Raw genomic sequence first — 25,970 nt, forward strand, 5'->3', positions numbered from 1 at the left:
GCTCGACCAAAAACAAATGAACAACAACGGAGGCTATTCAATGGGCAAGGTAGTGGTGGTCACCTCGGGCAAGGGGGGCGTCGGCAAGACGACCTCGACGGCGGCCCTCGGGGCGGCCGTGGCCAAGACCGGCAAGAGGGTGGCCTTGGTCGACTTTGACGTCGGCCTGCGCAACCTCGACCTGATCATGGGCGCCGAGCGGCGGGTGGTGTTCGACCTCGTCAACGTCATCCAGGGCCAGGCGAAACTCTCGCAGGCGCTGATCCGCGACAAGCGGGTCGAGACGCTGTTCCTGCTGCCGGCCTCGCAGACGCGCGACAAGGATGCGCTGACCGAGGAGGGCGTCGGCGAAGTCATCGACAAGCTGCGCTCGGTGTTCGACTACGTGTTCTGCGACAGCCCGGCCGGCATCGAGCGCGGCGCGCAGCTCGCCATGCGCTTTGCCGACGAGGCGGTCATCGTCACCAACCCGGAAGTGTCGTCGGTGCGCGATTCCGACCGCATCATCGGCCTGCTCGACGCCCGCACCTTGCGGGCCGAGCAGGGCGAGCAGATCGCCAAGCATGTGCTGGTCACCCGCTACGATGCAGCGCGCGCCTCGCGTGGCGAAATGCTGTCCATTGATGACGTGCTGGAAATCCTGTCGGTGCCGCTGCTCGGCATCATTCCGGAAAGCCAGGACGTGCTGCGCGCCTCCAACCTCGGTTCGCCGGTGACGCTGTCGGAGCCGCTCAATTCTGCCGCCAAGGCGTATATCGACGCCGCCAGGCGGCTGGAGGGCGAGGAATTGCCCGTCATCGTGCCCTTCGAGCGCAAGGGCTTCCTCGATCGTCTTTTGGGAAGGAGGGCGGCATGAATCTGCTCGACATCTTCAAGCGGCGCTCCAGCGCCCCGGTGGCGCGCGAGCGGCTGCAAGTGCTGCTCGCCTATGAGCGCCGCAACCGCAGCCAGCCAGACCTCGTCTCCATCCTGCGCGAGGAGATCATGGCCGTCATCGCCAAGCATGTGCAGATCGACCAGGATTATCTGCAGGTCTCGATGGACCGCGGCGAGACCATGTCGACGCTGGAAATCGACATCCAGATCCCCAACAAGAGCGCCGTGCCGCTGGCCATGGCGGGGTGACTTTACCTCCCCCTTGTGGGGGTCCGAAGGACGGGCGAGACCGGTGGCTCGCCCCGGCAAGTCGATCCGCAAAGCGGATCGGGGTGGGGGTTGGCGCCAGCACCCCCACCCGGACCTGCGGTCCGACCTCCCCACAAGGGGGAGGTGGGGAGCCCAGTCCGCTCCCTCCGCGTGTGGAGCGGCTTCGCCTGCCATCGTTAGGACGTTGATAAGCATTTGGTAATAAAAAGCCGGAAATGAGATGCTGGCTCGATTTGACATGCGCAATGCTGTCGTTCTCGGCGGAGCCATGACATGCGTATCAAGAGCCAGATCATTCTCTCCATGGTGGCCGCCGCGGCCCTGATCGGGCTGGTCGGCGGCGTTGCGATCTTTACGCAGATAGCGGCGACCAAATCGTTGGGGTTGACCGAAGCGACCAACGTCGCGCGGGAATTGGCCGACACCATCGTTTTCAAATCATCCGATGGGACGCCTTCGCTGCTCGAGCGGCCCGAGGCGCTCAAGCAATTCATGGAGCACCAGCACCGCCGCCTGCACCGGGATTTCCTGGTCCTCGACAACAACAAGACCATCCTTGCCCATGCCGCCGACGAAGAGCACCAGGTCGGCGACAAATTCGGTCACGACCCCGGCAACGAAATAGGCCAGACCTTGGCGGACGGCATTCCGCGCAGATTTGTCGACCCGGAGGAAGTGAACGCCATACTGGCCGTTCCGATCGAAAATCCCGAGGATACGATCATCGGCGCCGTGCTGCTGGAATATGACCCCGTTCTGCAGGCCGCCGAACAAAGCACCAACAGCCTGCTCTGGCTGGTTGGCCTCAGCGCGACGGCCGCCGTGCTGGTCGCGGTCGGCTTCGCATGGCTGCTGCTCCGTCGTTTCAGCTCTGGCCTCGGGGACATGATGCGCGGCATGGAAGCGCTGGCGAAAGGCAACGCCATGACGCGCATCAGCCACGCCCGCAACGATGAATTCGGGCAGCTGGCCCATGGCTTCAACACGATGGCGGACCAGCTTGCATCGGCGCGTGCGCATGTCGAGGACATCGTCGAAACGGCTGCCGAAGGCATCGCGGTTCTGAACGGCGACGGCCGCGTCGCCAGCGCCAATCCAGCGGCGGCAACGATGATCGGGCGGCGCGCCGACAAGATCGTCGGGCAGCAATGGGATTCGGTGCTGACGGTTCGCGACCCCAGAGGCGGTGCGTTCGCCGCTGGCGCTTCTCCCATCGAAATGGCGTTAGCCACGGGCCGGCAACACCAGGGCGAAGTGCGCCTGACCAGATCCGACGGCTCGCATCTGCCGGTCATCGCCAGTTGCAGTCCGCTCAGCAGGTCCGAAGGCGGCCTGGTCCTCACGCTCAACGACATCAGCGAGCTGCGCCGCGCGGAAGGAGTGGTCAACGAGCGTGCCGATCAGCTGGCGCTCCTCAACCGCGAACTGCACGACAAGTCCGAAACCACGACCCGTCTGGTGAAGCTTGGCGAACTGCTGCAGGCCTGCGTCACCTTCCCGGAAGCGTTCTCGGTGGTCGGAACGGCCATGGCCGAGTTCCTCGGTGGCTTGAGCGGAACCGTCCACTTGACCAGCGCGTCGCGCAACCTGGTGGAAGAGATGGCGCATTGGGGCGACGTCCGCTCGAGCGCCACGCAATTCGCGCCGGAAGACTGCTGGGCGCTCAGGCGCGGCCAGGAACATGTCGCTGGCCCCGGCATGCTCACGCCGCGCTGCGCGCATATCACCGAGAACGGCAAGAAGGGCTATGTCTGCATGCCTCTGGCGGCCCAAGGCGAGACGCTGGGCATCCTTCATCTGTGCGAGCCGAATGCGGCCGAGAAGCCACAATGGCTGACTGAAAGACAGCAGATCCTGCGCGGTGTCGTCGACACGCTGGCGCTCGCCCTGGCCAATCTGCGCCTGCGCGAGACGCTGCGGCAGCAGTCGATCCGCGATCCGAACACCAGTCTGTTCAACCGGCGATATCTCGAGGAGACGAGCAGCCGCGAACTGCGCCGGATGGAGCGCTCGGGCCAGCCGCTGGTGATCATCATGCTCGATGTCGACCATTTCAAGCAGTTCAACGATACGTTCGGCCACGAAGCCGGCGATCTCGTCCTGAAGCAGGTCGCCGCCACCTTGATCGAGCACGCCAGGGATAGCGATGTCGTGTCGCGCTACGGCGGCGAGGAGTTTGCCCTGGTCATGCCGGGAAGCTCGGTCCAGGAAGGTGCCGAGCGGGCGGAAGCGCTGCGCCAGGCAATCAGGAAGCTTCATTTGACGCATCGCGGCCGAACGCTGGGCACCGTCACAGCCTCCTTCGGTGTCGCCGCCTACCCCGAGCATGGCGTGGGCTGGGCCGAATTGACCAACGCCGCGGATCACGCGCTCTACGAGGCCAAGGGTAGTGGGCGCGACCGCGTCGCCATCGCGCTGGGCAACGCGTCCGGCGAGCGACCTCCGATCCAGTTGGTACCAGCCCCGAAAAGCAGCTGAGACCGTTTGGGGTAGAGCACTCGGCCCGGCCCGCGATAGTCATCCTGCGCCTGCCAAGAGGGATCAGGCAAGTTCTCTCTGCCCTCGAGGTCTCGCGCGCGGGCTCTTCCTGAGCGGCCGCGGTCTTGCCGTCCTTCAGACCTCCACACTGTCAGAGGATCCGGCTCTTTTCGGCTGCGGCATTGGTTGTTCGGGCTATTTCAACCCCCAAATGTCCCAAATTTACCTTTGTGCCGACGGGGCTTCCCCTGCGCAAGCAGCGGATGTAAGGATATATTAGCAATTTGTTAAGTTCTAAGCGAGGTATGCGTAAGGGGAGTTTGGTGATGAACTTCAGAGGCCTGATCAAGCGTGCTGAAGACGTGGATAAAGCGATCCAGGACCTGCAGATCGATTTGGCGGACGCGCTGGATGCAAGTCTCGACGCCGACGATCTGGTGCCGTCGGAGAGCGACGATGTGCCGGATGCCCAGGCGGCACCCGATGACGGGCCACCCCAGGCCGACGCGGCAAATGACGACAACGCCAGCAAGGCCGACGCCGCGGGCGATGCGGACAGTTCCGAAACCGCGCCACGACTGACGGCCCATACACAGACCCGGCTGGCTGCATTGAGCGCCTTCGAGGGTCTCTTCCATGACGCCAGGGACTATCTGGAGGAGATCAACGACAAGCTGTCGGAGATCGGCACCTCACACCATCTGACGCGTGAATTCCTCAACATCCTGCACAGCGACATCCTGCGCGCCAACGAGCTGGAGGTTGCCAATGCCGCTCTGGCCGCCGAACAGAGGGCGCTGTCGGAGAAGCTGCACGATGCGACGAGAAAATTGCGCGAGCGTGACGGCGCTTTCGAAGCGCTGCAGCAGCGCGAGACAAGCCTGGTTCAGGACCGGGAGACGCTTCGTGCGGCACTTGCCGCGGTAAGGCTGGAACTGGTGGAGACAGCCAATGCGAGCGCCAAACGTGAAGCGGAGTTCGGCGACATCGCCAAGCGGCTGACCGCCAGGACGGTCGAGGCCAACAGGCGCTTGCGCGAAAGCAAGATGCTGCGCGAAAAGCACGTCAACCTCTCGATCGAACTCGACAAGGCGCTGAAGCGGGAATCGCAGGCGCGCCACAGGCTCGACGAGCTCTCGACGATCCATGCCAGCGAAGCAGCGCGGCTGGCGGAGCTGCTGGCCGCGCTCGGCAAGAGCGAGAAAGAGGAGATGCGGCTCCAGAAGTCGCTCGAGGCCGCACAGGCGAAGCTGTCGGAAACGAACGAAGCAGCACGCATGATGGAAGGCGACAAGGAAGCCGAGCTGGCTCGCAGCCAGGCGGAAATGCGCGGGTTGAGCTCGGAGATACAGAACCTGCAATCGCGGCTGGAGCAAACCTCGACCGAAAACAGCGAAGCCGCAGGCGAGATCGCCAGGCTCAAGAGCGAACTGAACGATGCCTTGGCCGAAAAGAAGATCGCCGATGAAAGATTGTCCGCGCTGACCCAGGAGAGCGAAAGCGACAAGATGAGTCTTTCCAAGGTGAACGCCAACCTTTCTCAGCTGACGCTGCAACAGGCGTCCGAACAGATACAGTTCGACGTGCAGAGGCAGGAATGCGAGGACCTCAAAGCTGAAATCGCATCGCTCAATGCCCGCATCAAGGAACTGCTGCCCTACGAGCGGCTCCACAAGGCCACCAATGGCAGGCCGCGCGAGGACGGCGTGGTCGAGATAGCCGGGGCGATGGCGAAGAAAGCACGGACGACGGGCAGGCGGCGCATGCGCAGGAATGTTGGCGCCGTTAGCTGAAGTGTGGCGCTGAAGGGCTTCAGGTGACCCGCTTCAGGTCTTTTGTGCATGGGAGGCCGGCACCTCACCCGGAGAGTAAGCCCAATGGGGCACCGGCCAGGCGGATCGACAGGTCCGCCGCACAGGCAAGGTAGCGCGCCTCGGTCCCGCACGGCATTGGTGCGATCACGGAAGGTGCCAGCGGCACTTCCCCAAGCTTCTGATTCGAACCTTTGCGACGACCCGCCGGCCGGAGGCTGCAAACACGCCCGGGAAACGATCGCGGCCGGCCCGGTGCCTCCTCAGTCGAGCGGCTCGTGCTGATAAAGCTCGTCCATGCTGAGCGAGGCCAGGGCGCCGAAAGGGGCCTGCTTTTTCACGCGGCCGCCGCTCAGGATGACCACGTCGTCGCAGAACGAGATGGTGCTGTGGTGGTGGCTGATGACGATGGTCGTGCGGCGGCCGGCTCTCGACTTCAGGGTCTCGACGATGGCCGCTTCCGACAGCCCGTCCACCGCATTGGTGGCTTCGTCCAGGATGAGGAGATCGGGATCGCGGACCAGGGCTCTCGCCAAGGCGATCCGCTGCCTCTGTCCCGCCGACAGATTGAGGCCCCTGTAGCCGACCAGCGTCTCGTAGCCCTGAGGCAGCCTTTCGATGAACTCGTGCGCTTCGGCCAGTCTTGCGGCGGCCTCGGCGTCGCCGGCTGTCGCCGTATCCTGCCCGTAGGTTATGTTTTCAAAAATGCTGCCATCGACCAGTTCCAGTTCCTGACTGGCGAGGGCGATGTGCCGTCGCCACTGGCTGGCGTCGATCCCGTCGAGCGGCGATCCATCGACGAGGATGCTGCCGGTGTCCGGTTCGACGAAGCGGCACAGGAGATTGACGATCGTCGTTTTGCCGGCGCCCGAGCGGCCGATCAGCGCCGTCGAGCGGCCGCCGCGGATCTCGAATGTCGCCGCATGCAGCACGACCTCGCGCCGGTCCGTACCGGAATAGGTGAATGTCACATCGTCGAACTTGATGCCCTGGCGCAGGCCGTGGAACGGCTCGTCGCCTTGCGGCGGTTGCGGCTTGCCGGCGGGATCCAGCAGCCATGTCACCTCTTCGAGCGATCCGCTCAGGCCCTGCAGCTGGCTCCACGACCCCTGCAGGGCCCGCATATGCGGCTGCAGCCTGTAGAGCAGGATGACGAAGGCGATGATCAGCGGGAAACTCACCTGCGCCAGCCAGGCGCCGATCACCACCGCCAGGAACAGCATGGCGTGGAGAACCTCCGTCAGCGGCGGCAGCGCTCCCTGGCGCACGAGCAGCGCGAAGGAGGCGCGGCGAACCGCATCCGACGCCGTGTCGAATATCGCCTTTTCCCGGTTCTCCTGTCCGAAGATGCGGATCAGCCGTCCGGCATGCACAAGGTGAAGCATCTGCGAGGCGAGGTGGCCGTTGCGCGAAGCGACGCTGCGGCTGGGCTCCTTCAGATTGGCAGAGAGGATAGCGTGCGCGATCTGGACGAGCGCCAGTCCGAGCGTGACCAGAAGCGTCATGCGCCACGAAAGCAGCAACAGGAAAGCCAACAGGATGATGGCGGCCGATGCGCTGACGATGGCCGACAGCATGATCTGGATCGCATCGGAGGCCCGCCAGGACTCGTTGGAGATGATGTTGAGCAGGCGTCCGGGGCTTTGCCGCAGGAAGAATGGGTAGCCGACCCGCAACAGCTGCTCCGACAGGGCGCCACGGATGGAATGGCTTGCCTTGCCGGAGATGAAGGTCGTCAGCAGCGTGTTGGCGAAGGCGAAGACGTTCTTCAGGATGATCGAGCCGAGGATGGCGACCGAAATGACGATCAGCCGGTCGCGCTCGCTCAAGCCCGATCCGACATGCTGGAGGACAGCGGAGAAGCCGCCCATTCCGGCCGCATCCCCGTGTCCCATGATGATGCCCAGCAACGGGATGATCAGGCCGATGCCGAACCCTTCGAGGACGGCGCTGAGCAGGCCGAGTACCACCACCGCCGGAAGCAGGCGCAGTTGCCGCTTTCCGAACGCCCGGAACAGCATCGGCAGGTTTGGCGGCAGCATCGGCATTATTGCGTTTCACCTCGCCTGGGCATTGGCTTGTTGATCTTGCCGCGCCGGCTCGGCCCGCGGCCGTCTGGCCAGCAGGAGAACCGCGAACCTGGCCGCGCCGAGCAAATTCATGGCGACGATCGGCCAGTGCGGCAGGTTGAGTTCACGATCGAAGGCGGGGCCTCCCGCCAATTCCCGGATAGCCCCTCTTGCGGCCCAGTAGAAATGGCGAAGCAGCCAGGGCGCGTGGCGAACATGCTTGAGGCAGAGCCCGCCATTGCCCAGGCTGTAGTCGCGGTGCAGCTTTTCGATGGCTTTGCGATCCCGCCGGCCATGATGATGGAATATCGTCATATCAGGCACATACTCGACTGCGATGCCGAGCAGCATCGCGCGCACGAGATAATCGGTATCCTCGGCCGACCGCAATGGTCCGCCGGCGCCGAAGCGTTCGTCGAAATAGCCGATGCGGGCCGCGACGTCGCGGTGCATCGTCATGTTGCAGCCCAGCACGAAACCGCCTGGATGGACATCTGGCGTCAGCCGCTCGCGCGCCCACGACCGCTTGATGGTGAACGGCAAATCCCTGGCATCGCCAAGCTCGACACGTCCGCCCCGGATGAGCCATTGTTCCCCGGACGCATAGTGTCGCTCCAGATCGCGCAGGTAATCGCGATGGACCGCGCAGTCATCGTCGACGAAGACCAGCACACGGCCGCGCGCGCGCCGCAGCCCGGCGTTGCGCGCGGCCGCCAGTCCGGGGCGCGGCTCGCAGACCGGCGTGAACGGAATGTCCGACGCAGCGGCGATGCTGGCCAGGCGTTCGGCCGTGCGGTCGCTCGAACCGTTGTCGACGACCACGAGTTCGGCGGCGAAGCCGGCATGTGCGCGGCACGCGGCTTGCACCGACTTGATACAGGCATCGAGCACGGCGACGCGATTGCGCGTGCAGATGATGAAGCTGACTTCCGGCGCCGCTCGTTCCGGGCGGGGACCGGCCGGGGCAGGGCCAAGCGCCGTCGAACGATCGCGCTGCAGAGGTTGGTTGGCTTTGACGATCATGCCCCTAACTCAACCGATGAGACGCCAGAACCGCCGCGGCGGGCGCGGATTTGAAGAAGTATGCCATGGCATCGGCTTGTCTGGCGGCCGACAGCGAGGCAAGGCTGAGCCAGGGCGCCCAGGCGCCGGGCCGCAGCGCATATTGCTCGCGGCGCCGGATGGCATTCCATTTCGCGGTCCGCGTCAGCAATTCATGCGTCAGCGCGGGCTGCTTTTCGTCGGCCACCAGCTGGTAAAGGAAATAGAACAGGTTCAGCGCGCCAGCCTCGAAGCTCGGCCGCGTCGCCGCCGGCAGCGAGCGGATTTCCTCCTCCAGCGCGACGATGAAGCTGGCCGCACGGGCGACCGTGTCGTGGCTGACCGCATCGCCGATGTCGCGCAGGTCCCGCGTGGCCTGCGCCAGGCCCTCGCGCTCGAGGTTCTCGGCCACGATGCGCAAATGCGTCCTGCGCATCTCCTTGACGTGCCGGCTGGTCACGCTTGCCTCATGGACGCGGTAGACGACCAGGTTTTCGGGCATCATGGCTGCCGGGTAGCGGCTGGCCAGCCGCCTGAAAAGATCGAAGTCCTCGGCGTGCCTGTAGGTCTGGTCGTAGTGGAGAACGCCGTCGTCGATGACCTTCCTGTTGTAGACGACCGTCGGGTGCATGAAGATCGTGAAGAACATCGCCAATACAGGGATGCGGCCGAACTGGAACACCGGATCCGGCCTGCCGATGGCGATGCGGCCGCGGATCAACATGTCGACGCCGGCGCCGCAGAAGCCCAGTTCGGGCCGCCGCTCGAACAGCGCCACCTGGCGCGACAAACGCCAGGGATAGGCGACGTCGTCGGCGTCCATCCGCGCGACCAGTTCGCCCCGGGCGAGCGCCAGCCCTTCGTTGAGCGTCGCGACAAGGCCGCGGTTTTCACGCGAGACGATCGAAATGCGGCTGTCGGCCTTTTGGCAGCGCTCGAGTATCTCGAGCGAATTGTCGGTCGAACCGTCATCGATCGCGATGATCTCCAGGCGGCCGTAATCCTGCCGCAGGATGCTTCCCAGCGCGGCGGCGAGATAGGGGCCGGCATTGTAGACCGGCAACAGGACGGAGACGAGCGGCGCGGCGGTCATCGTCTTGTATCCGTGCGCTGGAGTTCGAGCGCCGGTGTGCGGTCATCCGGCGGTCCGACGGCCGCCGTCGCGAGCCAGCCGCCATGGCTGCCCTGTGCGGGGCGGGTGCGCGCGACATAGGGAAAGTGGCGCTTGAGGCTGTTGAGCGGCCTCTCGAAAACCACCCAGGAAATCCAGGCCGCGACAATCGTGGCGGCGCCCGCGACCAGGAATCGCCCTGGCCCTTGCTCAGAGACGTTGAGCGGAATCCAGGGCTGCGCCTTGACGGCGAGCGACAGCAATATCGGATGATAGAGATAGACGCCGTAGCTGATGCGGCCGAGGCCAAGCAGCGGCGGCAGTTCGGCAAGCCTGCCCAGGATGCCGCCAAGGCCGCGCGAACAGGCGGCTACGATGACCATCAGTGGCACCAGGGGCAGGACTTCTCGCAGCACCCAGCGGGCCCATTCCAATGTCGGATCGGCGGGCTCTGGGACTAACCACTCAATCGCCAGGAATGCGGCGGCGAAGGCAGGCCAGCCCAGCCGCATCCAGTGCGGCATGCCGGCGCCCCTAAAATGCCAGCAGGCAAGCAGCGCGCCCGAAGCCAGCGCGTCCAAGGATGCCGGCGGCAGCAGGTCGCGCGCCAGCGCCGGCGTGGCAGTGATCGGCCAATAGAAGCGATAGGCCAGCGACAGTGCGATGACGGCGATGCAGATGGCCTCGAAGCGGCGGCGTGGGGCCAGCAGGACGACCAGCGGCCAGGCAAGATAGAACTGCTCCTCGATGCTCAGGCTCCAGAAATGGCCCAGCACCCAAGGGTTCCAGTTATTGTGCTGCGCATACCAGAAGTTCGACAGATAAAGCGCATGCCAGACCAGCGATCCTCTGGATTGATCCAGGTCAACCAGCCAGACGAAACCCAGGACGGCAAAATAGGGCGGGAATATCCGCAACATCCGCCTGATGTAGAAGGATCGCAGCGCGGGGCCGGTTTCGAATTCGGTGGCCGAACGCGCCTCCAGGAGCAGGCGCGTGATCAGGAAGCCGCTCAGCACGAAAAACAGCCGCACGCCGATATGGCCCCAGAACGAAGGTCCCTCCGCGAAGAAATGGGAATACAACACCATCGTTACGGCGATGGCTCTCAACGCATCAAGTTGGATGTCACGGGCGCTTCCCATCAGCGGCTTCCGCGGCATTGATGTCCGCGACGTATCCGCCAGCCGGTCGTTTCGGGCACCAGGCGGACGAGATCCGCCAGGGCACCGGCACCGTCAAACCTTCGCTTTGCGGGTCCGATCGCGGCGAGTCCGATCGGGCCGGGCTCGAAATCGACGGACGAACAGCACAAGTTGGTCAACGTGCCGGAATCCTCCACAGCGTATGTCCAGTCGCAAACGAACCCCAAAGGAATGGTTCGGCCACCCTATTGTGCGGCGCAACACAAAAAATCTACCGGGATGAAATACTTATGTGAGCAAGCGCTAAAGATTCCTGCTTCGGCTGATTGGGAAGGTCGTCGTAGGCTGACGCAATAAGATAGGCCTAATCATTTGTTAAACCAGGCGAAATTTCGGAGTCTGTATTTTTTTGCCGAGTGGATTGGCTCTGGTTGCGCCGAGAAATGGGCTGGAACCATTGGCTTTGCGCGGTGCAGCATCGTCGCCGTCTTTTTGCCGCAAGGCTCACTGCTCCCGAGGCAGGCATTCCGCCCAACGGGAACTCGCACGTAACGCCCCTCACACGGCCTCGAACACCACCGTCTGTTCCAGCCCGCCGCCCCGGCGGTTTTGCAGCGTCACGATGCCGCCGTAGCGCTCGATGATTTCCTTGGCGATGGCGAGGCCAAGACCGGCTCCGGGGACGGATTGCAGGCGGCCGGGGTCGACGCGGAAGAAGGGCTCGAACGCCTTGTTCAGGAGTTCCGTGGGTATGCCCGGGCCATGGTCAGATATGGTCAGCACGGCGCGATTGTCGGCTGTGGCCAGGTCGATGCGGCACGCCTTGCCATGGGTGGCGGCGTTGACGATCAGGTTGCGCAAGGCGCGGCGCAGGCCAAGCGCGCCGGCCCGCACGCAAACCTTGTCCAGGTGCCCGATCGAGACGGCATGGCCGAGCGATACCATCTCGGCTTCGATATCGCGCACCGTCTTTGCCAGGTCGACCGGTTCGACGGCGTCCTGGTTCACTTCTTCGCGCACCAGGCGGATGGCGCTATCGGCGATGCGGTCGAGTTCGTCGAGGTCGTGAAGCCATTTGTCGCGTTCGTCGTCGAGGAATTCGGCGCGCAGCCGCATGCGCGTCATCGGCGTTCGCAGATCATGGCCGGCGGCGGCGACCAGCCGCATTCGGCTTTCCATGGCGGTCCGCAGCCGCGACGAGAGCTGGTTCAGCGCATGCGCGGTGGCCTTGACCTCGGCCGAGCCCACTTCCGGCACCGCCGCCAGCACGCCGTCCGATCCGATCTTGGAGACGGCGGCCTCCAGCATCTCGAGCGGGCGGATCAGCACCGAGGTGAAATAGACCGACACCGCCGTGGCGCCGGCGACGATCAGCGAGATCCAGCCGGCCAAGACCAGCCATTCGCGCCTTGGCGGCTTGAGATGCGGCACCTCCATGATCGCCCAGCGGCGGTCAGGCAGGTGCATCGATGCGATCTGGCCGGGTTCGTCCGTCTTCTCGTTGACGACCGCCGGAAAGTCGAGGCCACGGCGGTGCAGGATGTCGTTGAGCATCGCCGTTTCCGCACGAGCCACCTTGCCGCCCGCCGGATGGTCGGCGAATTGCACCCGCAGGACGTCGGGGATCGGCCCCGGCAAAAGCCGCACCACCAGTTCCATCTGTTGGGCAATCCAGGGCACGGTCAGTTCCGGCGGCGGTCCGCCGCCGCGCACGCTGATGACGGCGGCCGTCGCCAGGCCGACGACGCCGACGATCGAGGCGACCAGCAGCAGGATGAGACGGCGGCGCAGCGAATTCACGCGTGGCTCTCCACGGTCTCGACGCGCGCGGTGAGTTGGTAGCCGCCATTACGCACGGTCTTGAACAGCGGCCCGTCGCCGGTGTCGGAAAATTTCCGGCGCAGCCGGCTCACCAGCACATCGACCGAACGCTCGAGCGGGTCGCGCTCGCGGCCTTGCGTCAGGTCGAGAAGCTGGTCGCGCGATAAAAGCCGGCCGGGGCGGTCGAGAAACACCTGCAAGAGGTCGAACTCGGCGCCCGTAAGGTCGACGGCCACGCCTTGTGCATCCGTCACCTTGCGGGTGTCCGGCTCCAGCCTGTAGCCGGCGAAGCGGTAGGTACGCGCGCGCGCGGAGGCGGGCGCCTCCTCGGGAGCCGAGCGCCTGAGCACGGCACGGATGCGGGCAATGAGCTCACGCGGGTTGAACGGCTTGCCGAGATAGTCGTCGGCGCCGAGTTCCAGGCCGATGATGCGGTCGACATCTTCTTTCAGCGCCGTCAGCAGGATGACCGGGATATGCGGCTTGCGGTCACGCAAGGCCCGGCAGATATCGAGCCCCGAGCCGTCCGGCAGCATGACGTCGAGCACGATCAGGTCGAACTGGCCCGCGCCCAGCCTCTGCTCGCATTCGCGCCGGTCCGCCGCAGCTGTGACACGAAAGCCCTGGCTGTCGAGATAGCGCTGGAGAAGCGTCCTGATCTCGCGGTCGTCGTCGACGACGAGGATATGGGGTTGTGACTGCATGACCGTACCCTTGCCTGTGGCCGCGATTATAGGGAGAGCCGCGTCCAAGCGGCACGGAAAAATTGCAACTGAATGTTTCCGGCAGGCCGTGGGAAACATTCAGTTACAAATTGCCCTCTTGCGGAAACCTTCGGCAATACGCCGACGCGAAGCGGACAAACACGCTTCCTATCCTCTCATTTGTCCGAAGCATGAGAGAAAGGAACACCGTCATGCGAAGCAGACTTCTTGCGCTCGGCCTGTTTTCCGTCGCCGCAATTCACCCCGTGCTGGCGGCACAGCGCGATCCGGGTGCCGCCCCCGGCGAGCCGCCACCGGTCATGGCCCAGCAGAGTGCGGCAATGCAGGATGGACCCGACCATGGCCCGATGGCCGGACCCGGCCCGCACGGGCCGATGCGGCATGGTCCGCAGGGGTTTGGCCCGCGAGGTTTTGGCCCGGAAGGCTTTGGCCCCCGCCGCATGGGTCCGCCGCCGGAATTCATGCTGGCCGCCCGGCTGGCCGCGCTCGAGACCCGCGTCGGCATCCGCTCCGAACAGCTCGACGCCTGGCGCGACTACACCAGCGCGCTGCAGGCCGTGCTGGCGCCGCCACGGCCCGATCATGGGCGGCCCGGTGGTCCTGATAGCTCCGGCGGTCCTGAAGCGAAGGGCTCCGACTCAGCCAGCCCTGACGGCAAGCGCGATCCCTTCGCCTTCCAGGAAAAACTGGCCGACGACGTCACGGCCCGCGCGGTTTCGGCCGGCAAGCTGAAAGACGCGATCGCGGCACTGCGCGCCAAGCTGACGCCCGAACAGCTCGAAATCCTCGCTTCGGCGGAACGTCCCCACGGACCACCCCCCGGTCCCTGGGGCGGTCCGCCGGATGATGCAGCCGGCCCCCGAGGTCTGCCCAACGATGGCAGTCCGCCGCCCCAGCCCGGGAACGGCTGAGAACTCTGACCGGCTGCGCCGGCCGGCCCGGTACCCAACCCGTTCTCGGGCCGGCCGGTCTCTTTCAGGGATGGCGGGCGTATCTTCGCCATCCCTGTTTTTCAAATCATGCCCAGTTCAAATCAAACGGAAGCACGACAATGTGGGAAGCCATGATACTGCTGCGGCTGCTCGCGTCCGCCAGCCCGAGATTGTCACTCGACCATGCCGGACGCGGTCTTCCGCTGTCCGGACGCGGTCTTCCGCTGTCCGGACGCGGCCTGCCACTGGCTCTGCCGGCCGACACGCTGAAGGGCGCGATCCGCCTGCGCTTCGCCGCCTGGCGACTGTCGCTTCCGCTCTCGCAGTCGCTCGACAACCATGGACATCATGACCGCAAGATCGCGTGAACTCCGGCAAGGCGCTTGGCATGTCCTCGCTGATCGGCATAATGATGTTGGTGGGCATCGCGGCCAGCTACTCGACCTTCGAGCAGCTCCGGCCGACGAGAAGGAGCGCGACATGAGCCGCTTCGAAGCATTGCTCGTCGCCGCCCGCCGACGGGTGCGGCCTATCATCATATGGATCGGCATGCCCTCGACCAAGCGGTCCATTGCCAGCGCGTACGCAACTCCAGGGAAAGATCCAGGCCATGATTTCCAAGTCTAGCCAGCCTCGTTTTTCGGCGCGCCGTCTGGCGCCCTGGGCCGCGATGTTCGCCGCCACTCTTCTGCTGGCGGCCTGCTCGCAGGAGGGCAGCGCCCCCGCCGGCATGGGCGCGCCCGGCAAACCGGAAGTCGGTGTCGTCACCTTGCATCCGCAATCGGTGGCGATCACCGCCGAGCTGTCGGGACGCACGGCGGCCTCGCTGGTTGCCGAGGTGCGCCCGCAAGTGAACGGCATCATCCAGCAGCGCCTGTTCAAGGAGGGCAGCGAGGTGGCGGCTGGACAGCCGCTCTACCTCATCGATCCGGCGAGCTACAAAGCGTCGTATGACAGCGCGGTCGCCGCACAGCAGAAGGCGCAAGCGGCGGTGCCCACCGCACAGGCCAAGTTCGACCGTTATGCCGGTCTGTTGAAGCAGAACGTTGTTTCCAAACAGGATTATGACGATGCCGCCGCCACGCTGGCGCAGGCGCAAGCCGATGTCGCCTCGGCCAAGGCCAGTGCCGAGACGGCGCGCATCAGCCTCGACCGGACCTCGATCACCGCGCCGATCGCCGGCCGCATCGACAAGTCCACGCTGACGCCGGGTGCGCTGGTGACCGCCAACCAGGACACTGTGCTGACCACCATCCGTGCCCTCGATCCGATCAATGTCGACGTCACACAGTCGAGCACCAACCTGCTCAACCTGCGCCAGGCGATCTCGGAAGGGCGGCTGAAGTTCAGCGGCCCCAATGTCAGCGTCAAGCTGAAGCTCGAGAACGGCACCATCTACACACAGACCGGCAAGCTGGAATTCGCCGGCGCCAATGTCGACCAGACCACCGGCACCTTCGCGCTCAGGGCCGAATTCCCCAATCCAGACCGCCTGCTTTTGCCCGGCATGTATGTGCGGGCGCTGGTCGAGGAGGGCGTCGCGCAGAATAGTTTCCTGGTGCCGCAGCGCGCCGTCAGCCGCAACACCAAGGGCGAGGCCACCGCCATGGTCATCAATGCGCAGGGCAAGGTCGAGACGCGCGTGCTCGCAGTGCGCAACAGCGTCGGTAACAACTGGCTGGTGGATTCGGGTGTCGGCGACGGCGACCGCGTCATCGTCGAGGGCATGCAGCTGGTGCGCCCCGGCGGCGACGCGACGGGCGTCGAAGTGACGATCGACGAGACGACAGGCGAGGTCAAGGACCGCGGTCAGGGCACTTCCGCCGCGCCGGCCGCGTCCAATGCGGCGAAACCGGCGCCTGCCGCCGCGGCCGGGAACTGAGCGATGTCCGTATTCTTCATCAACCGGCCGATCTTCGCCTGGGTGATCGCCATCGTGATCATGCTGGGCGGGCTTCTGGCGCTCACCTCGCTGCCGATCTCGCAATATCCGCAGATCGCGCCGACCACGGTCAATATCAGCGCCACCTATCCGGGCGCCGACGCGCAGACCGTCGAGAACTCGGTGACCAAGGTCATCGAGCAGGGCATGACCGGCATCGACAATCTCGACTACATGACGGCGACGTCGACCTCGACCGGTTCGGCCTCGATCACGCTGACCTTCACCACATCAGCCGATCCCGATACCGCCCAGGTGCAGACGCAGAACAAGCTTCAGCTGGTGCAGTCGCAGCTGCCGCAGGTGGTGCAGAGCAACGGCATCACCGTCTCCAAATCCTCGACCGGCTTCCTGATGGTCATCGGCTTCGTGTCGACCGACGGCAAGATGAACTCGACCGATCTCGCCGACTATGTCGATGCCACCGTCAACGACACGCTGAAGCGCGTCGAGGGTGTCGGCTCGACGCAGCTGTTCGGCTCCGGCTATGCCATGCGCATCTGGCTCGACCCCGATAAGCTCGCCAAATACGCCTTGATGCCGAGCGACGTGGCCTCGGCGATCGAGGCGCAGAACACGCAGGTTTCGGCCGGCCAGCTCGGCGGCCTGCCGGCGCGCAAGGGCCAGCAGCTCAATGCCACCGTGACGGCCAAGAGCCGGCTGCAGACCGCCGAACAGTTCCGCAACATCATCCTGAAGAGCCAGACGGACGGCTCGCTGGTACGCCTCAACGACGTCGCCACCGTCGAACTCGGCGCCGAAAGCTATACGACGCAGGCCAATTACAACGGCAAGCCGGCGGCGGGCGTCGCCGTCAATTTGGCGACCGGCGCCAATGCCATCAACACGGCCGAGGCGGTGCGCTCGACGATCGCCCGGCTGAGCTCGACCTTCCCGCAAGGCGTCGAGGTCGTCTATCCCTACGACACTTCGCCTTTCGTGCGGCTGTCGATCGAGGAGGTGGTCAAGACGCTGGCCGAAGCGATCGTGCTGGTGTTCCTGGTGATGTTCATTTTCCTGCAGAATTTGCGCGCCACCATCATCCCGACGATTGCCGTGCCGGTGGTGCTGCTCGGCACGTTCGGCGTGCTGTCGCTGTTCGGCTATTCCGTCAACACGCTGACCATGTTCGCCATGGTGCTGGCGATCGGCCTGCTGGTCGACGACGCCATCGTCGTGGTCGAGAATGTCGAACGCGTGATGCAGGAAGAGGGCCTGCCGCCGAAAGAGGCGACGCGCAAGTCGATGCACGAAATCACCGGCGCGCTGATCGGCATCGCCACCGTGCTTTCGGCCGTGTTCGTGCCGATGGCTTTCTTCGGCGGTTCGACCGGCATCATCTACCGGCAATTCTCGGTGACCATCGTCTCGGCGATGGTGCTGTCCGTGCTGGTCGCACTGGTGCTGACTCCCGCACTTTGCGCCACGATCCTGCGGCCGCCCAAGGACCATGCGACGCAGACCGGTCCGTTCGGCTGGTTCAACCGGGTCTTCGATCGCGGCACGCTTGCCTATCGCGACGGCTCGCACGGCATCATCAACCGGTCCTGGCGTTTCCTCGTCGTGTTCCTGGCCATCGTCGTTGCCGTGGGCTGGATGTTTGCCCGGCTGCCGAGTTCGTTCCTGCCGGAAGAGGACCAGGGCATCCTGATCACCAGCGTGCAGCTGCCGGTCGGCGCGACGCAGGATCGCACGGAGCGCGTGCTGGCAGAGGTGACCAACCATTATCTCAACCAGGAGAAGGACGTCGTCGACGGGGTGTTCACCGCCTCCGGCTTCGGCTTCGGCGGCGCAGGGCAGAATGTCGGCATCGCTTTCGTGCGGCTGAAGGATTTCGACCTGCGCAAATCGCCGGCCTCGGCCGCACAGGCAATCGCCGGCCGGGCAATGGGCGCGTTTTCGAAGATCAGGGATGCGCAGGTCTTCGCGCTCGCGCCTCCGGCCATCCAGGGCTTCGGCAACACCAACGGCTTCGACTTCTACCTGCAGGACGTCAACGGCGCCGGCCATGACGCGCTGATCCAGACGCGCAACCAGCTTCTGGCCCTGGCCGGGCAGAGCAAGCTGCTCGCCAACACAAGGCCCAACGGGCAGGAAGACCAGCCGCAATTCTCGGTCGACATCGACCAGGAAAAAGCCAGCGCGCTGGGCGTCAGCTTGGCCGACATCAACAACACGCTTTCGACCGCCTGGGGCAGCGACTACGTCAACGACTTCATCGATCGCGGGCGGGTGAAACCAGTCTATCTGCAGTCGGACCCGAACTTCCGCATGCAGCCGGAAGATTTGGACAAATGGCAGGTCCGCAATGCCAGCGGCGCGATGGTGCCGTTCTCGGCCTTTGCCTCCAGCCATTGGACATTCGGTTCGCCCAGGCTGGAGCGCTACAATGGTTCGGCGGCGGTCGAGATCCAGGGAGCGGCGGCCACGGGCGTCAGCTCGGGTGCCGCCATGGACGAGATCGACAAGCTTGTCGCGCAACTGCCCGCCGGCTATTCCCACGAATGGACAGGGCTGTCGCACCAGGAGAAGCTTTCCGGCAACCAGGCGCTGTCGCTCTATGCGATCTCGGCACTTGTGGTGTTCCTGTGCCTGGCAGCACTTTATGAGAGCTGGTCGATCCCGTTCGCGGTCATGCTGTCGGTGCCGATCGGCATCTTCGGCGCGCTGCTGGCGGCAAGCCTGTTCGGCCAGTCCAACGACGTCTATTTCAAAGTCGGCCTGCTGACCACGATCGGTCTAGCCGCCAAGAACGCCATCCTCATCGTCGAGTTCGCCATCGAGCGGCAGACCGCCGGGATGGGGCTGGTCGAGGCGACGCTGGAGGCGGCGCGACAGCGGCTGCGGCCGATCCTGATGACGTCGCTGGCCTTTATCCTCGGCGTGCTGCCGCTGGCGATTGCCAGCGGCGCGGGCTCGGGCGCGCAGAACTCGGTCGGCATCGGCGTGATGGGCGGCATGATCGCGGCGACGGTCATCGGCGTGTTCCTGGTGCCGCTATTGTTCGTCACGGTGCGACGCATCTTCAAGGGCAGGGCGGCCAAACCAGATACGGGCGAGACGCCGGTGACGGCCAACCAGCAATAAGGAAAACTTCACATGACAGGCTTGGAACGTGGCTCGGTGGCCGCGAGGCGGCTCCTTGCGCCTATGCTTACCGCTGTCCTGCTCGCGGGATGCGTCGTCGGTCCGGATTATCAGACGCCGATATTGGCGATGCCTGCAAGCTGGAGCGGCCAGAAGCCGACAAAGCCTGCCCTGCCGGCGCAACTGTCGAAATGGTGGCAGCGGCTGCGCGATCCCGAGTTGAACACGCTTGTCGAGGAAGCGGTTGCCGGTAATCTCGATGTCGCCACCGCCAAGGCCAGGATCCGCGAGGCGCGCGCCAGCTATCGCCAGAGTGCCGGCACATTGCTGCCGTCGGCCGACGGCTCCGGCTCGGTCTCCCGCAACAAGTCGTCAGAAGCCACGTCAGGCTCTGATGCCACCTACAGCGAGTATCAGGCCGGCTTTGACGCCAGCTGGGAACTCGACCTGTTCGGCGCCAACCGCAGGGGCGTCGAGGCCGCGCGTTACGGGCTGGACGCCTCACAGGAGGAACTGCGCTCGACGCTTCTCACCCTGGTCGGCGATGTCGCTTCCTATTATGCCCAGGCGCGCGGCTACCAGGCCCGCATCGCGCTCGCCCGCCGTTCGGCCGCGTCGCAAAGGCAGACCGCCGAACTTACCCGCACCATGGCTCAGGCGGGCACGGCGACCGCCGCCGATGTCGCCAAGGCGATGGGGCAGGCAGCGAGCACCGAAGCCGCGGTGCCGACGCTGGAGGCAAGCTATGCCCAGGCCGTGCATCGTCTCGCGGTGCTGGCCGGCCGGCCGCCTGCCTCGCTCAACGAGCGGCTGAAGCGGGTCGCCCCAATCCCTGCACCACGCCTGCCGATGCCCACCGGAATTCCCGCCGACCTCCTGCTGTCGCGGCCCGATTTGCGCATGGCGGAGCGCCAATATGCGCAATACACCGCCAAGGTCGGCCAGGCAGAGGCCGCCCGCTATCCCACGGTCAGCCTGACGGGAGACATCAGCACGGCGGCGCTGAAGCTTGGCGATCTCGGCAAGAATTCGTCGATCGGCTGGTCGTTCGGGCCGACGCTCAGCGTGCCGGTGTTCAATGCCGGTCAATTGCAGGCCGCCGTCGACGTCGCCAAGGCGCAGCGCGATCAATATTTCATCGCATACCGGTCTTCGGTGCTGACGGCGCTCGAGGATGTCGAGAACGCGCTGGTGCTGTTGTCGCAGGAGCGCATCCGGATCGGCAAGCTCGCCTCGTCGGCGAAGTCCTATGGCGAGGCGGCAAGTCTCGAAGGCACGCTCTACAAGGCCGGCGAGACCAGCCTTCTCGATGTGCTCGACGCCCAGCGCTCTCTCTACTCGGCCGAGGACTCGCTGCTGCAAAGCCGCGTCCTGCTGGCGACCAACTACATCGCCCTCAACAAGGCGCTCGGCGGCGGCTGGGACGGTGCGGTCGACAGTACCAAGCCTGAGGTCGTCGACGTCAAAACCGGTCCACGGCTGGCGTCGAAGCCGGCGGCCTGAGCGGTTTCCAAGGCCTCGGTCAAGTATTTCGAGGCGGCTACGCGGATTTCGAGATTGTGCGACACACCGCTCGTGGCGGCGCGTGAAATGCCGCCTCGTGCTTTGGCGATGGCGGCGTGATCGTATCGCTGTTATTGATGGTCATTACACAGCACAGGCGCCGCAGATGACATCCGATACACAGAAGGCCGAAGCGGTCGGGCAGCTGCTCGAAACGCCGGACCTTGCCAGCGCGCTGGAAAGCGAACAGTTCAAGAAGTTCCTCGACCAGGTGCCGATCGCCATTGCCGTCTCGGACCTCGGTGCGAAGGAGCGTGTCGTCTATGCCAATCCGGAATTCGAGAAACTGTCCGGCCTCAAGGCGGCGACGCTCGCTCGGCAACACTGGGCGGCGCTTTCCGGCACCGGCCTGCACAAGCAGAAGGGCCGGCCGCTGTTCGAGGCCGTGGTCGAGGACACCGATTTCATCGGTACGTTCCGGCTGGAGCGGACAGAAGACCAACCGGCGATCGTCGACGTCTATTCCAATGTCATCGAGGACGACAATGGCAAGGCCTGCTTCCGGCTGGTGGCGCTGGTCGACGTCTCTGCCCATGGCGAAACCGAAGATGCGCGATCGATCGATGAGCGCATCCGCGAGAAGGACACGCTGCTGCGCGAACTGCAGCACCGGGTGAAGAACAATCTGCAGATGATCACCGCACTGATCCGGATGGAGACGCGAAACGCGGCCGAGCCGGACCAGAAGCGTTTCGAGAGGCTGGCAGGGCGCGTCGACGCGCTGGCGATCCTGTACCAGACGCTGTCGGGGGACGATGGCAAGGATGAGGTCGATCTCGGCGTCTATCTCAGCCAGATCGCGTCGGCGGTGATGAACTCGCATGCGGTCGAGGGCATCCGCCTCGACATGAAGGTCGACACCTATCCGGTGTCGATCAATGTCGCCATGCCGACCGGACTGGTGGTGAACGAACTTTTGACCAATGCGCTCAAACATGCCTTCCAGGGGCGAGACGGCGGCACGATCACGCTGCACAGCATCGTCGACGGTGATGGCTGCCGCATCGTGATCGCCGATGACGGCATCGGCCTGCCGGACGGCGAGACCTGGCCCAAGAGCGGCAAGCTCGGCGCGCTGATCGCCCGCTCGCTAACCGAGAATGCCAGGGCGGAGTTCGACGTGAAGTCGAGCGCTGCCGAGGGTACGCGGGTCACCATCGTCTTCAAGCGCTCGGCTGCCACCGCCTAAAGCGTTGTCGTTGCGCTCTCACACCTACAGGATCATCTCCAGCTATTCCTTGTCCGCCGCGGCAATGAACGCTTCGCGGCCCGGGAGGCTCATAGCGTGCCTGCAGTCCTTGCCCCAGCAGCCAGTTGCGGCTGCCTCACGACAGGTCGGCCGGTTCGCCCTATCTCCATGCCGCCGGTCGGGTTTGGACCAGGCGGTATGGAGGATGGGATCACGTGACATCGACCCCGATTGCCAGTCGCGAAGCGGCGCCCTTACCGGTCGCGGCACTGATGGGCGCCATGGTGTCGATCCAGATCGGCGCCACCTTCGCCAAGGGCCTGTTCCCGCAGATCGGCGCGCAAGGCACGACGACGCTCAGGCTGGTCATCGGTGCGCTGATGCTGATCGCGGTGCTGCGGCCCTGGCAGATGCGGCCCTCGCGTGCCACCATGCCGTGGCTGGTCGCCTATGGGGTGACGCTCGCCGCGCTCAACCTCCTGTTCTACGCAGCGTTGGCCAGGATCCCACTCGGCATCGCGGTGGCGCTGGAGTTTACCGGCCCGCTTCTGGTGGCGACCTTGAGCTCGCGGCGCGCCAGCGACTTTGCCTGGATCGCGCTGGCGGTGGCCGGCATCCTGCTGTTGTCGCCCTTCGTTCATTCCCTCGCGCCGCTTGATCCGATCGGGGTGATGCTGGCGCTGGCGGCCGGCGGGTTTTGGGCGCTCTACATCGTGCTGGCCCAGAAGGCCGGCGCGGAGCTTGGCACTCGCACCACCGCCTACGGCATGGCCATCGCCGCCGTGCTGGTGCTGCCCTTCGGTGTGGCACAGGCGGGAACCGCGCTGCTGGCGCCGTCGATCCTGGTCAGCGCGCTGCTGGTCGGCCTGTTTTCCAGCGCGTTGCCATTCTTCCTGGAGATGGTGGCGCTGACCCGCATGCCGGCGCGCATCTACGGCACGCTGACCTGCCTGGAGCCGGGGCTGGGCGCACTGGCCGGCTTCCTGTTCCTGCATGAAAGCCTGACCGTAACGCAACTGGCCGGGATCGCAGCCGTCGTTGTCGCCGCCTTCGGCACGGCGCTGACATCACGGCCGCCAGTGCCGTCGCCGGAGTAGGGTGGGGCGGAGTAGGGTGGAGGGATATGCGGGATCGTGCCGTAAAGCCGGTCCCGTCGCCGACCGCCGTTCGGGCGTTGCCTTTGTCCGGCCGGCGCGCTTCGTTGCTGTTCAGAACTTCACGGCGAGATCGACCTTGGCGCCCTGATCGACCGTGCCGCCGCCGAATTGGCCGGAATAGGACAGGCCTAGCGTCGCGTTGGCCGACATGTTGAAGTCGAGCCCAGCCTCGACGATGGCGCTGTCCCTGGCGATCGGCACGCCGGCGATGGTGAAGTGATCGCCGCCGGCGAAGGCGAAGCTGGAGGTCGGCGTGACGTCGCCGAACGCGTGGCGCCAGCCGAGCATGCCGCGCGCCGTGGCGTTCATGCCGCCGAGCGCGAAATCGGTCGAACCGCGCAGGCCCAGCGTGGTGAAGGTCGCATCATCGTTCGAGCCGGCGCTGGTCAGTGCCGCATCGCCACCGTCTTCGGTGAAGCCATCGGTATGGACGCGTGGGCGACAAGTTCTGATAGTTGCGGTCGTTGGGTGCGTCAGCGGGAAATGTCGTGTCGGTGGTGGAGGTCGTGTCGCATTGGACAGTGACGGCACCGACGAGACAATCCGCCCAGGCTTGGCCGGACGCCAGCAGACTCACGCCCGCGGCCGCAGCAATCCCGATGGCGGATCGCAGCGCAAGCTGGCTCGCCTGTGAACGCAGGTTGCTCTGTCGGGCTGAATTCGAGGGGGTCTGGCTTAGGTCCGAAGGCCTAAGACCGGCGGAATCTTGAACACGCCCCATGATTTGCCCCTCGCAGCCAATTCATGCGACCCCGGATCAGTCCGGGGCTGACTTGCCTGATAGAAATCTCTAATGTGATGCTTGGAGTTATGTCAACTGAGTACCTGAGAAAGATACCAAATACAAAACGTTCCATTCCAAACTCTTCTTCGAGGAATAACTAGCAACGCTATCGTGCAGACGTCACTGTGAGCTTCTCAAATTTCGATTTCGAATCGCTGAACGTCGTACGGGAGTGGTTCAGTTGCGAGGGCGGTGTTTTATTTCTGGAATCAACCGGCCAAATTTAAAAAACTTAAGTCAACCCTTGTCCAGGACGGCACTGAAGTTGTCACCTGGCGCACAAGTATTTCCGGCTCTGGACAGACCGTGATCTGGTCCAATACGGTGCGTGTCGAAATGAAGACTGCGATCGTGGAAAAGCCCGGTCGTTCCTTGCAAAAGAACGTCTTCTCATCGGCGGATTTGCCGTCGCATCTGGATCATCGCGCGCGCTTCGCGCTTGGCAGGACATTCGCCGGCGATGGTGAAGAGATCGCCGCCGGCAAAAGCGAACGTCGAGGTCGGCGTGACATCACCGAAGGCATGGCGTCAGCCGAGCATGCCGCGCGCCGTCGCCTTGATTCGCCGAGGCCCAAATCGGTGGAAGCACGCAGGCTGAGCGTGATGAAGGTGGCGTCGGTGGTTGAATTCGCGCTGGTCAGCGCCGCAGATCCGCCCGTTTCGCTGAAGCCGTCGATCGGCCATCGCATTCGGAGGCGCCATTGATCGCCGCGGGATCTCGGCTTTTGACGGAGAGGTAATCGGAATCGAGTCGTGTGTAGGTTTCCGGGTATCCGGATTCTATCTGGCGCTCGTCGGCGTGTAGCCGAAGCGGCGGCGAAAGCAGCGATTGAAGTACGACACATCGCTGAAGCCACTGGTCATGGCAATTTCGCTGACGCGCATCTCGCCATTCTGTCTCTGCGAAAGCATTTTGTGGGCCGTCTGCAGGCGCAGTTCGAGAACGCGCTCGGAGAAGCTGATACCCGACTTCTGCAAAAGATTGTGAACATAGCGCGCCGACAGGCCGAGTTCCTGTGCGACGCCTTGCGCCGAGATGCCGGGCTTGGCGAAATTGTCCGCGATCTTCACCAGGACCGCTTGCAACCTGGCTGCCCGCAGACCGCGCAAGCCGGCCAGTTCGGCAACCTCACCCTTGGCGCCTGTCACCAGGCCGATCAGATCGACGATCGTTTCCGTCGCGTGCGCAATCAGATCGGGCGAGATGAGAGGGCGGCCGGTTTCAAGAAGTTGGCAATAACGCTTGAGAAGATCGAGAGCTTCGTTCTCGGCGCCGATCTTCAACGCCAGCCTGTCGTCGATCTGCGGGAAGGCCCGTGCGAGGACGCTGCGCGGGACCACCACGTTTGTCCACACATTGCTGTCGGCGCCGGCCATTTTCAGCGCTTCCGATGCTGTGACCAGCACCGCTTCTCCCTGCCCGACATCATAGTCGCGGCCGGCCTGGACGCCGGTCAACAGTGTGTCGGATTTGTTGATCAGCAGGAGATAACCGCCGTTGCCGTCATCGGCGATATTGCTCGCGTTCCTCGTCGCATGCTTGATCGTTCCGGACATCTGGCCAAGAACCAGTGATCCGACAGCTGTGGCTTCGATCGCAGCTTCGAAAGGCAGGTTGTCCGACATGCCGTATTCGACCGACCATATCTGCGCGACATGGATGTCTTGCCAGAGGGAAAATCGATCGCGATCATTGAGATGCGACGGCAGTTGAGCCGATGAAAACACCGTCTTTCGTGACAATGGAACACCCCGATACCCACAGCTTCAGAGAATATCGAAACGAAATGTTTCCTGATCTGGAACATTGATCGTTTGGCGTTCAACTGATCGAATTAGATATATAATCCAGCATGATCACGCATGGCGTCACCCGAAAGTATGACGCGGCAAATCCTCCGAGGTGAGATTGCCTCTTTTACAACGAACGGCGGCCCGCCATCCGGGGAGGTGGGCACGTCAGGAAACT

Annotated in this window: 20 protein-coding genes; 12 read left to right on the top strand and 8 right to left on the bottom strand. The window is 64.4% G+C overall.

Going from position 1 to position 25,970, the window contains the following annotated elements:
- The first annotated feature begins 40 nt into the window (after positions 1–40).
- From minD to NKJ04_RS07480, 4 genes are all read left to right on the top strand, one after another.
- Complete coding sequence (minD, locus tag NKJ04_RS07465; protein WP_256746825.1) at positions 41–856, top strand: septum site-determining protein MinD; 816 nt, start codon at positions 41–43, stop codon at positions 854–856.
- On the top strand, positions 853–1,125 hold the full coding sequence (gene minE / locus NKJ04_RS07470; RefSeq protein WP_024501686.1) for a cell division topological specificity factor MinE: 273 nt from the start codon (positions 853–855) through the stop codon (positions 1,123–1,125). Before minD ends, minE begins: the two co-directional genes overlap by 4 nt.
- 294 nt (positions 1,126–1,419) lie before the next feature.
- Positions 1,420–3,624, top strand: coding sequence for a sensor domain-containing diguanylate cyclase (locus NKJ04_RS07475; RefSeq protein ID WP_023813380.1), 2,205 nt, complete (start codon positions 1,420–1,422; stop codon positions 3,622–3,624).
- A gap of 326 nt (positions 3,625–3,950) precedes the next feature.
- Positions 3,951–5,417 carry a coiled-coil domain-containing protein gene (locus NKJ04_RS07480; protein WP_352674153.1) on the top strand — a complete coding sequence of 489 codons (1,467 nt, stop codon included), beginning with the start codon at positions 3,951–3,953 and terminating at the stop codon, positions 5,415–5,417.
- A gap of 281 nt (positions 5,418–5,698) precedes the next feature.
- On the opposite strand, the gene NKJ04_RS07485 is transcribed toward NKJ04_RS07480, so the two are convergent.
- The 6 genes from NKJ04_RS07485 to NKJ04_RS07510 form a co-directional block, all read right to left on the bottom strand.
- Complete coding sequence (locus NKJ04_RS07485) at positions 5,699–7,483, bottom strand: ABC transporter ATP-binding protein (protein ID WP_352674154.1); 1,785 nt, start codon at positions 7,481–7,483, stop codon at positions 5,699–5,701.
- Positions 7,484–7,492: 9 nt separating this feature from the next.
- Entirely contained in the window at positions 7,493–8,527 is a 1,035-nt protein-coding gene (locus NKJ04_RS07490) for a glycosyltransferase family 2 protein (protein WP_352674155.1), read from the bottom strand.
- A 4-nt stretch (positions 8,528–8,531) separates the two neighbouring features.
- Positions 8,532–9,638, bottom strand: a complete 1,107-nt coding sequence (locus NKJ04_RS07495; RefSeq protein ID WP_352554576.1) for a glycosyltransferase family 2 protein — start codon at positions 9,636–9,638, stop codon at positions 8,532–8,534.
- Positions 9,635–10,801: an acyltransferase family protein gene (locus NKJ04_RS07500; RefSeq protein WP_352674157.1), complete on the bottom strand. Its 1,167-nt coding sequence runs from the start codon at positions 10,799–10,801 to the stop codon at positions 9,635–9,637. The genes NKJ04_RS07495 and NKJ04_RS07500 overlap by 4 nt, the downstream gene beginning before the upstream one ends.
- 558 nt (positions 10,802–11,359) lie before the next feature.
- Positions 11,360–12,601, bottom strand: coding sequence for an ATP-binding protein (locus NKJ04_RS07505; RefSeq protein ID WP_352674159.1), 1,242 nt, complete (start codon positions 12,599–12,601; stop codon positions 11,360–11,362).
- Positions 12,598–13,326 carry a response regulator gene (locus NKJ04_RS07510; RefSeq protein ID WP_352674160.1) on the bottom strand — a complete coding sequence of 243 codons (729 nt, stop codon included), beginning with the start codon at positions 13,324–13,326 and terminating at the stop codon, positions 12,598–12,600. Before NKJ04_RS07510 ends, NKJ04_RS07505 begins: the two co-directional genes overlap by 4 nt.
- A gap of 212 nt (positions 13,327–13,538) precedes the next feature.
- Here NKJ04_RS07510 and NKJ04_RS07515 point away from each other — a divergent pair, with 212 nt between their 5' ends.
- The 7 genes from NKJ04_RS07515 to NKJ04_RS07545 all read left to right on the top strand — a co-directional run bounded on the left by NKJ04_RS07515 (position 13,539) and on the right by NKJ04_RS07545 (position 23,157).
- A complete protein-coding gene (locus NKJ04_RS07515) occupies positions 13,539–14,258 on the top strand; it encodes a hypothetical protein (protein WP_352674161.1) in 720 nt (239 codons plus the stop codon).
- Between the two features lie 140 nt (positions 14,259–14,398).
- The gene (locus tag NKJ04_RS07520; protein WP_352674162.1) at positions 14,399–14,647 is read left to right on the top strand and encodes a hypothetical protein; all 249 of its coding nucleotides are present in this window, start codon (positions 14,399–14,401) and stop codon (positions 14,645–14,647) included.
- A gap of 242 nt (positions 14,648–14,889) precedes the next feature.
- Positions 14,890–16,161 (top strand): efflux RND transporter periplasmic adaptor subunit, encoded by a 1,272-nt coding sequence (locus NKJ04_RS07525; protein WP_502897891.1) that lies wholly within the window; start codon positions 14,890–14,892, stop codon positions 16,159–16,161.
- Positions 16,162–16,164: 3 nt separating this feature from the next.
- A complete protein-coding gene (locus NKJ04_RS07530; RefSeq protein ID WP_128305726.1) occupies positions 16,165–19,308 on the top strand; it encodes an efflux RND transporter permease subunit in 3,144 nt (1,047 codons plus the stop codon).
- A gap of 12 nt (positions 19,309–19,320) precedes the next feature.
- Complete coding sequence (locus NKJ04_RS07535; protein ID WP_352674164.1) at positions 19,321–20,811, top strand: efflux transporter outer membrane subunit; 1,491 nt, start codon at positions 19,321–19,323, stop codon at positions 20,809–20,811.
- A gap of 166 nt (positions 20,812–20,977) precedes the next feature.
- Positions 20,978–22,060, top strand: coding sequence for a sensor histidine kinase (locus NKJ04_RS07540; protein ID WP_352674166.1), 1,083 nt, complete (start codon positions 20,978–20,980; stop codon positions 22,058–22,060).
- Between the two features lie 215 nt (positions 22,061–22,275).
- Positions 22,276–23,157, top strand: coding sequence for an EamA family transporter (locus NKJ04_RS07545; RefSeq protein ID WP_352554568.1), 882 nt, complete (start codon positions 22,276–22,278; stop codon positions 23,155–23,157).
- 111 nt (positions 23,158–23,268) lie between these two features.
- Here the strand turns inward: NKJ04_RS07545 and NKJ04_RS07550 are convergent, their stop codons facing one another.
- Entirely contained in the window at positions 23,269–23,748 is a 480-nt protein-coding gene (locus tag NKJ04_RS07550) for an autotransporter outer membrane beta-barrel domain-containing protein (protein ID WP_352554567.1), read from the bottom strand.
- A gap of 445 nt (positions 23,749–24,193) precedes the next feature.
- On the opposite strand from NKJ04_RS07550, the gene NKJ04_RS07555 reads away from it, so the two are divergent.
- A complete protein-coding gene (locus NKJ04_RS07555) occupies positions 24,194–24,706 on the top strand; it encodes a hypothetical protein (protein ID WP_352554566.1) in 513 nt (170 codons plus the stop codon).
- Between the two features lie 75 nt (positions 24,707–24,781).
- Here the strand turns inward: NKJ04_RS07555 and NKJ04_RS07560 are convergent, their stop codons facing one another.
- Complete coding sequence (locus NKJ04_RS07560; protein WP_352441803.1) at positions 24,782–25,744, bottom strand: AraC family transcriptional regulator; 963 nt, start codon at positions 25,742–25,744, stop codon at positions 24,782–24,784.
- Positions 25,745–25,970 lie beyond the last annotated feature (226 nt).

The organism is Mesorhizobium sp. M0618, assembly GCF_040320765.1.
Classification (GTDB): domain Bacteria; phylum Pseudomonadota; class Alphaproteobacteria; order Rhizobiales; family Rhizobiaceae; genus Mesorhizobium.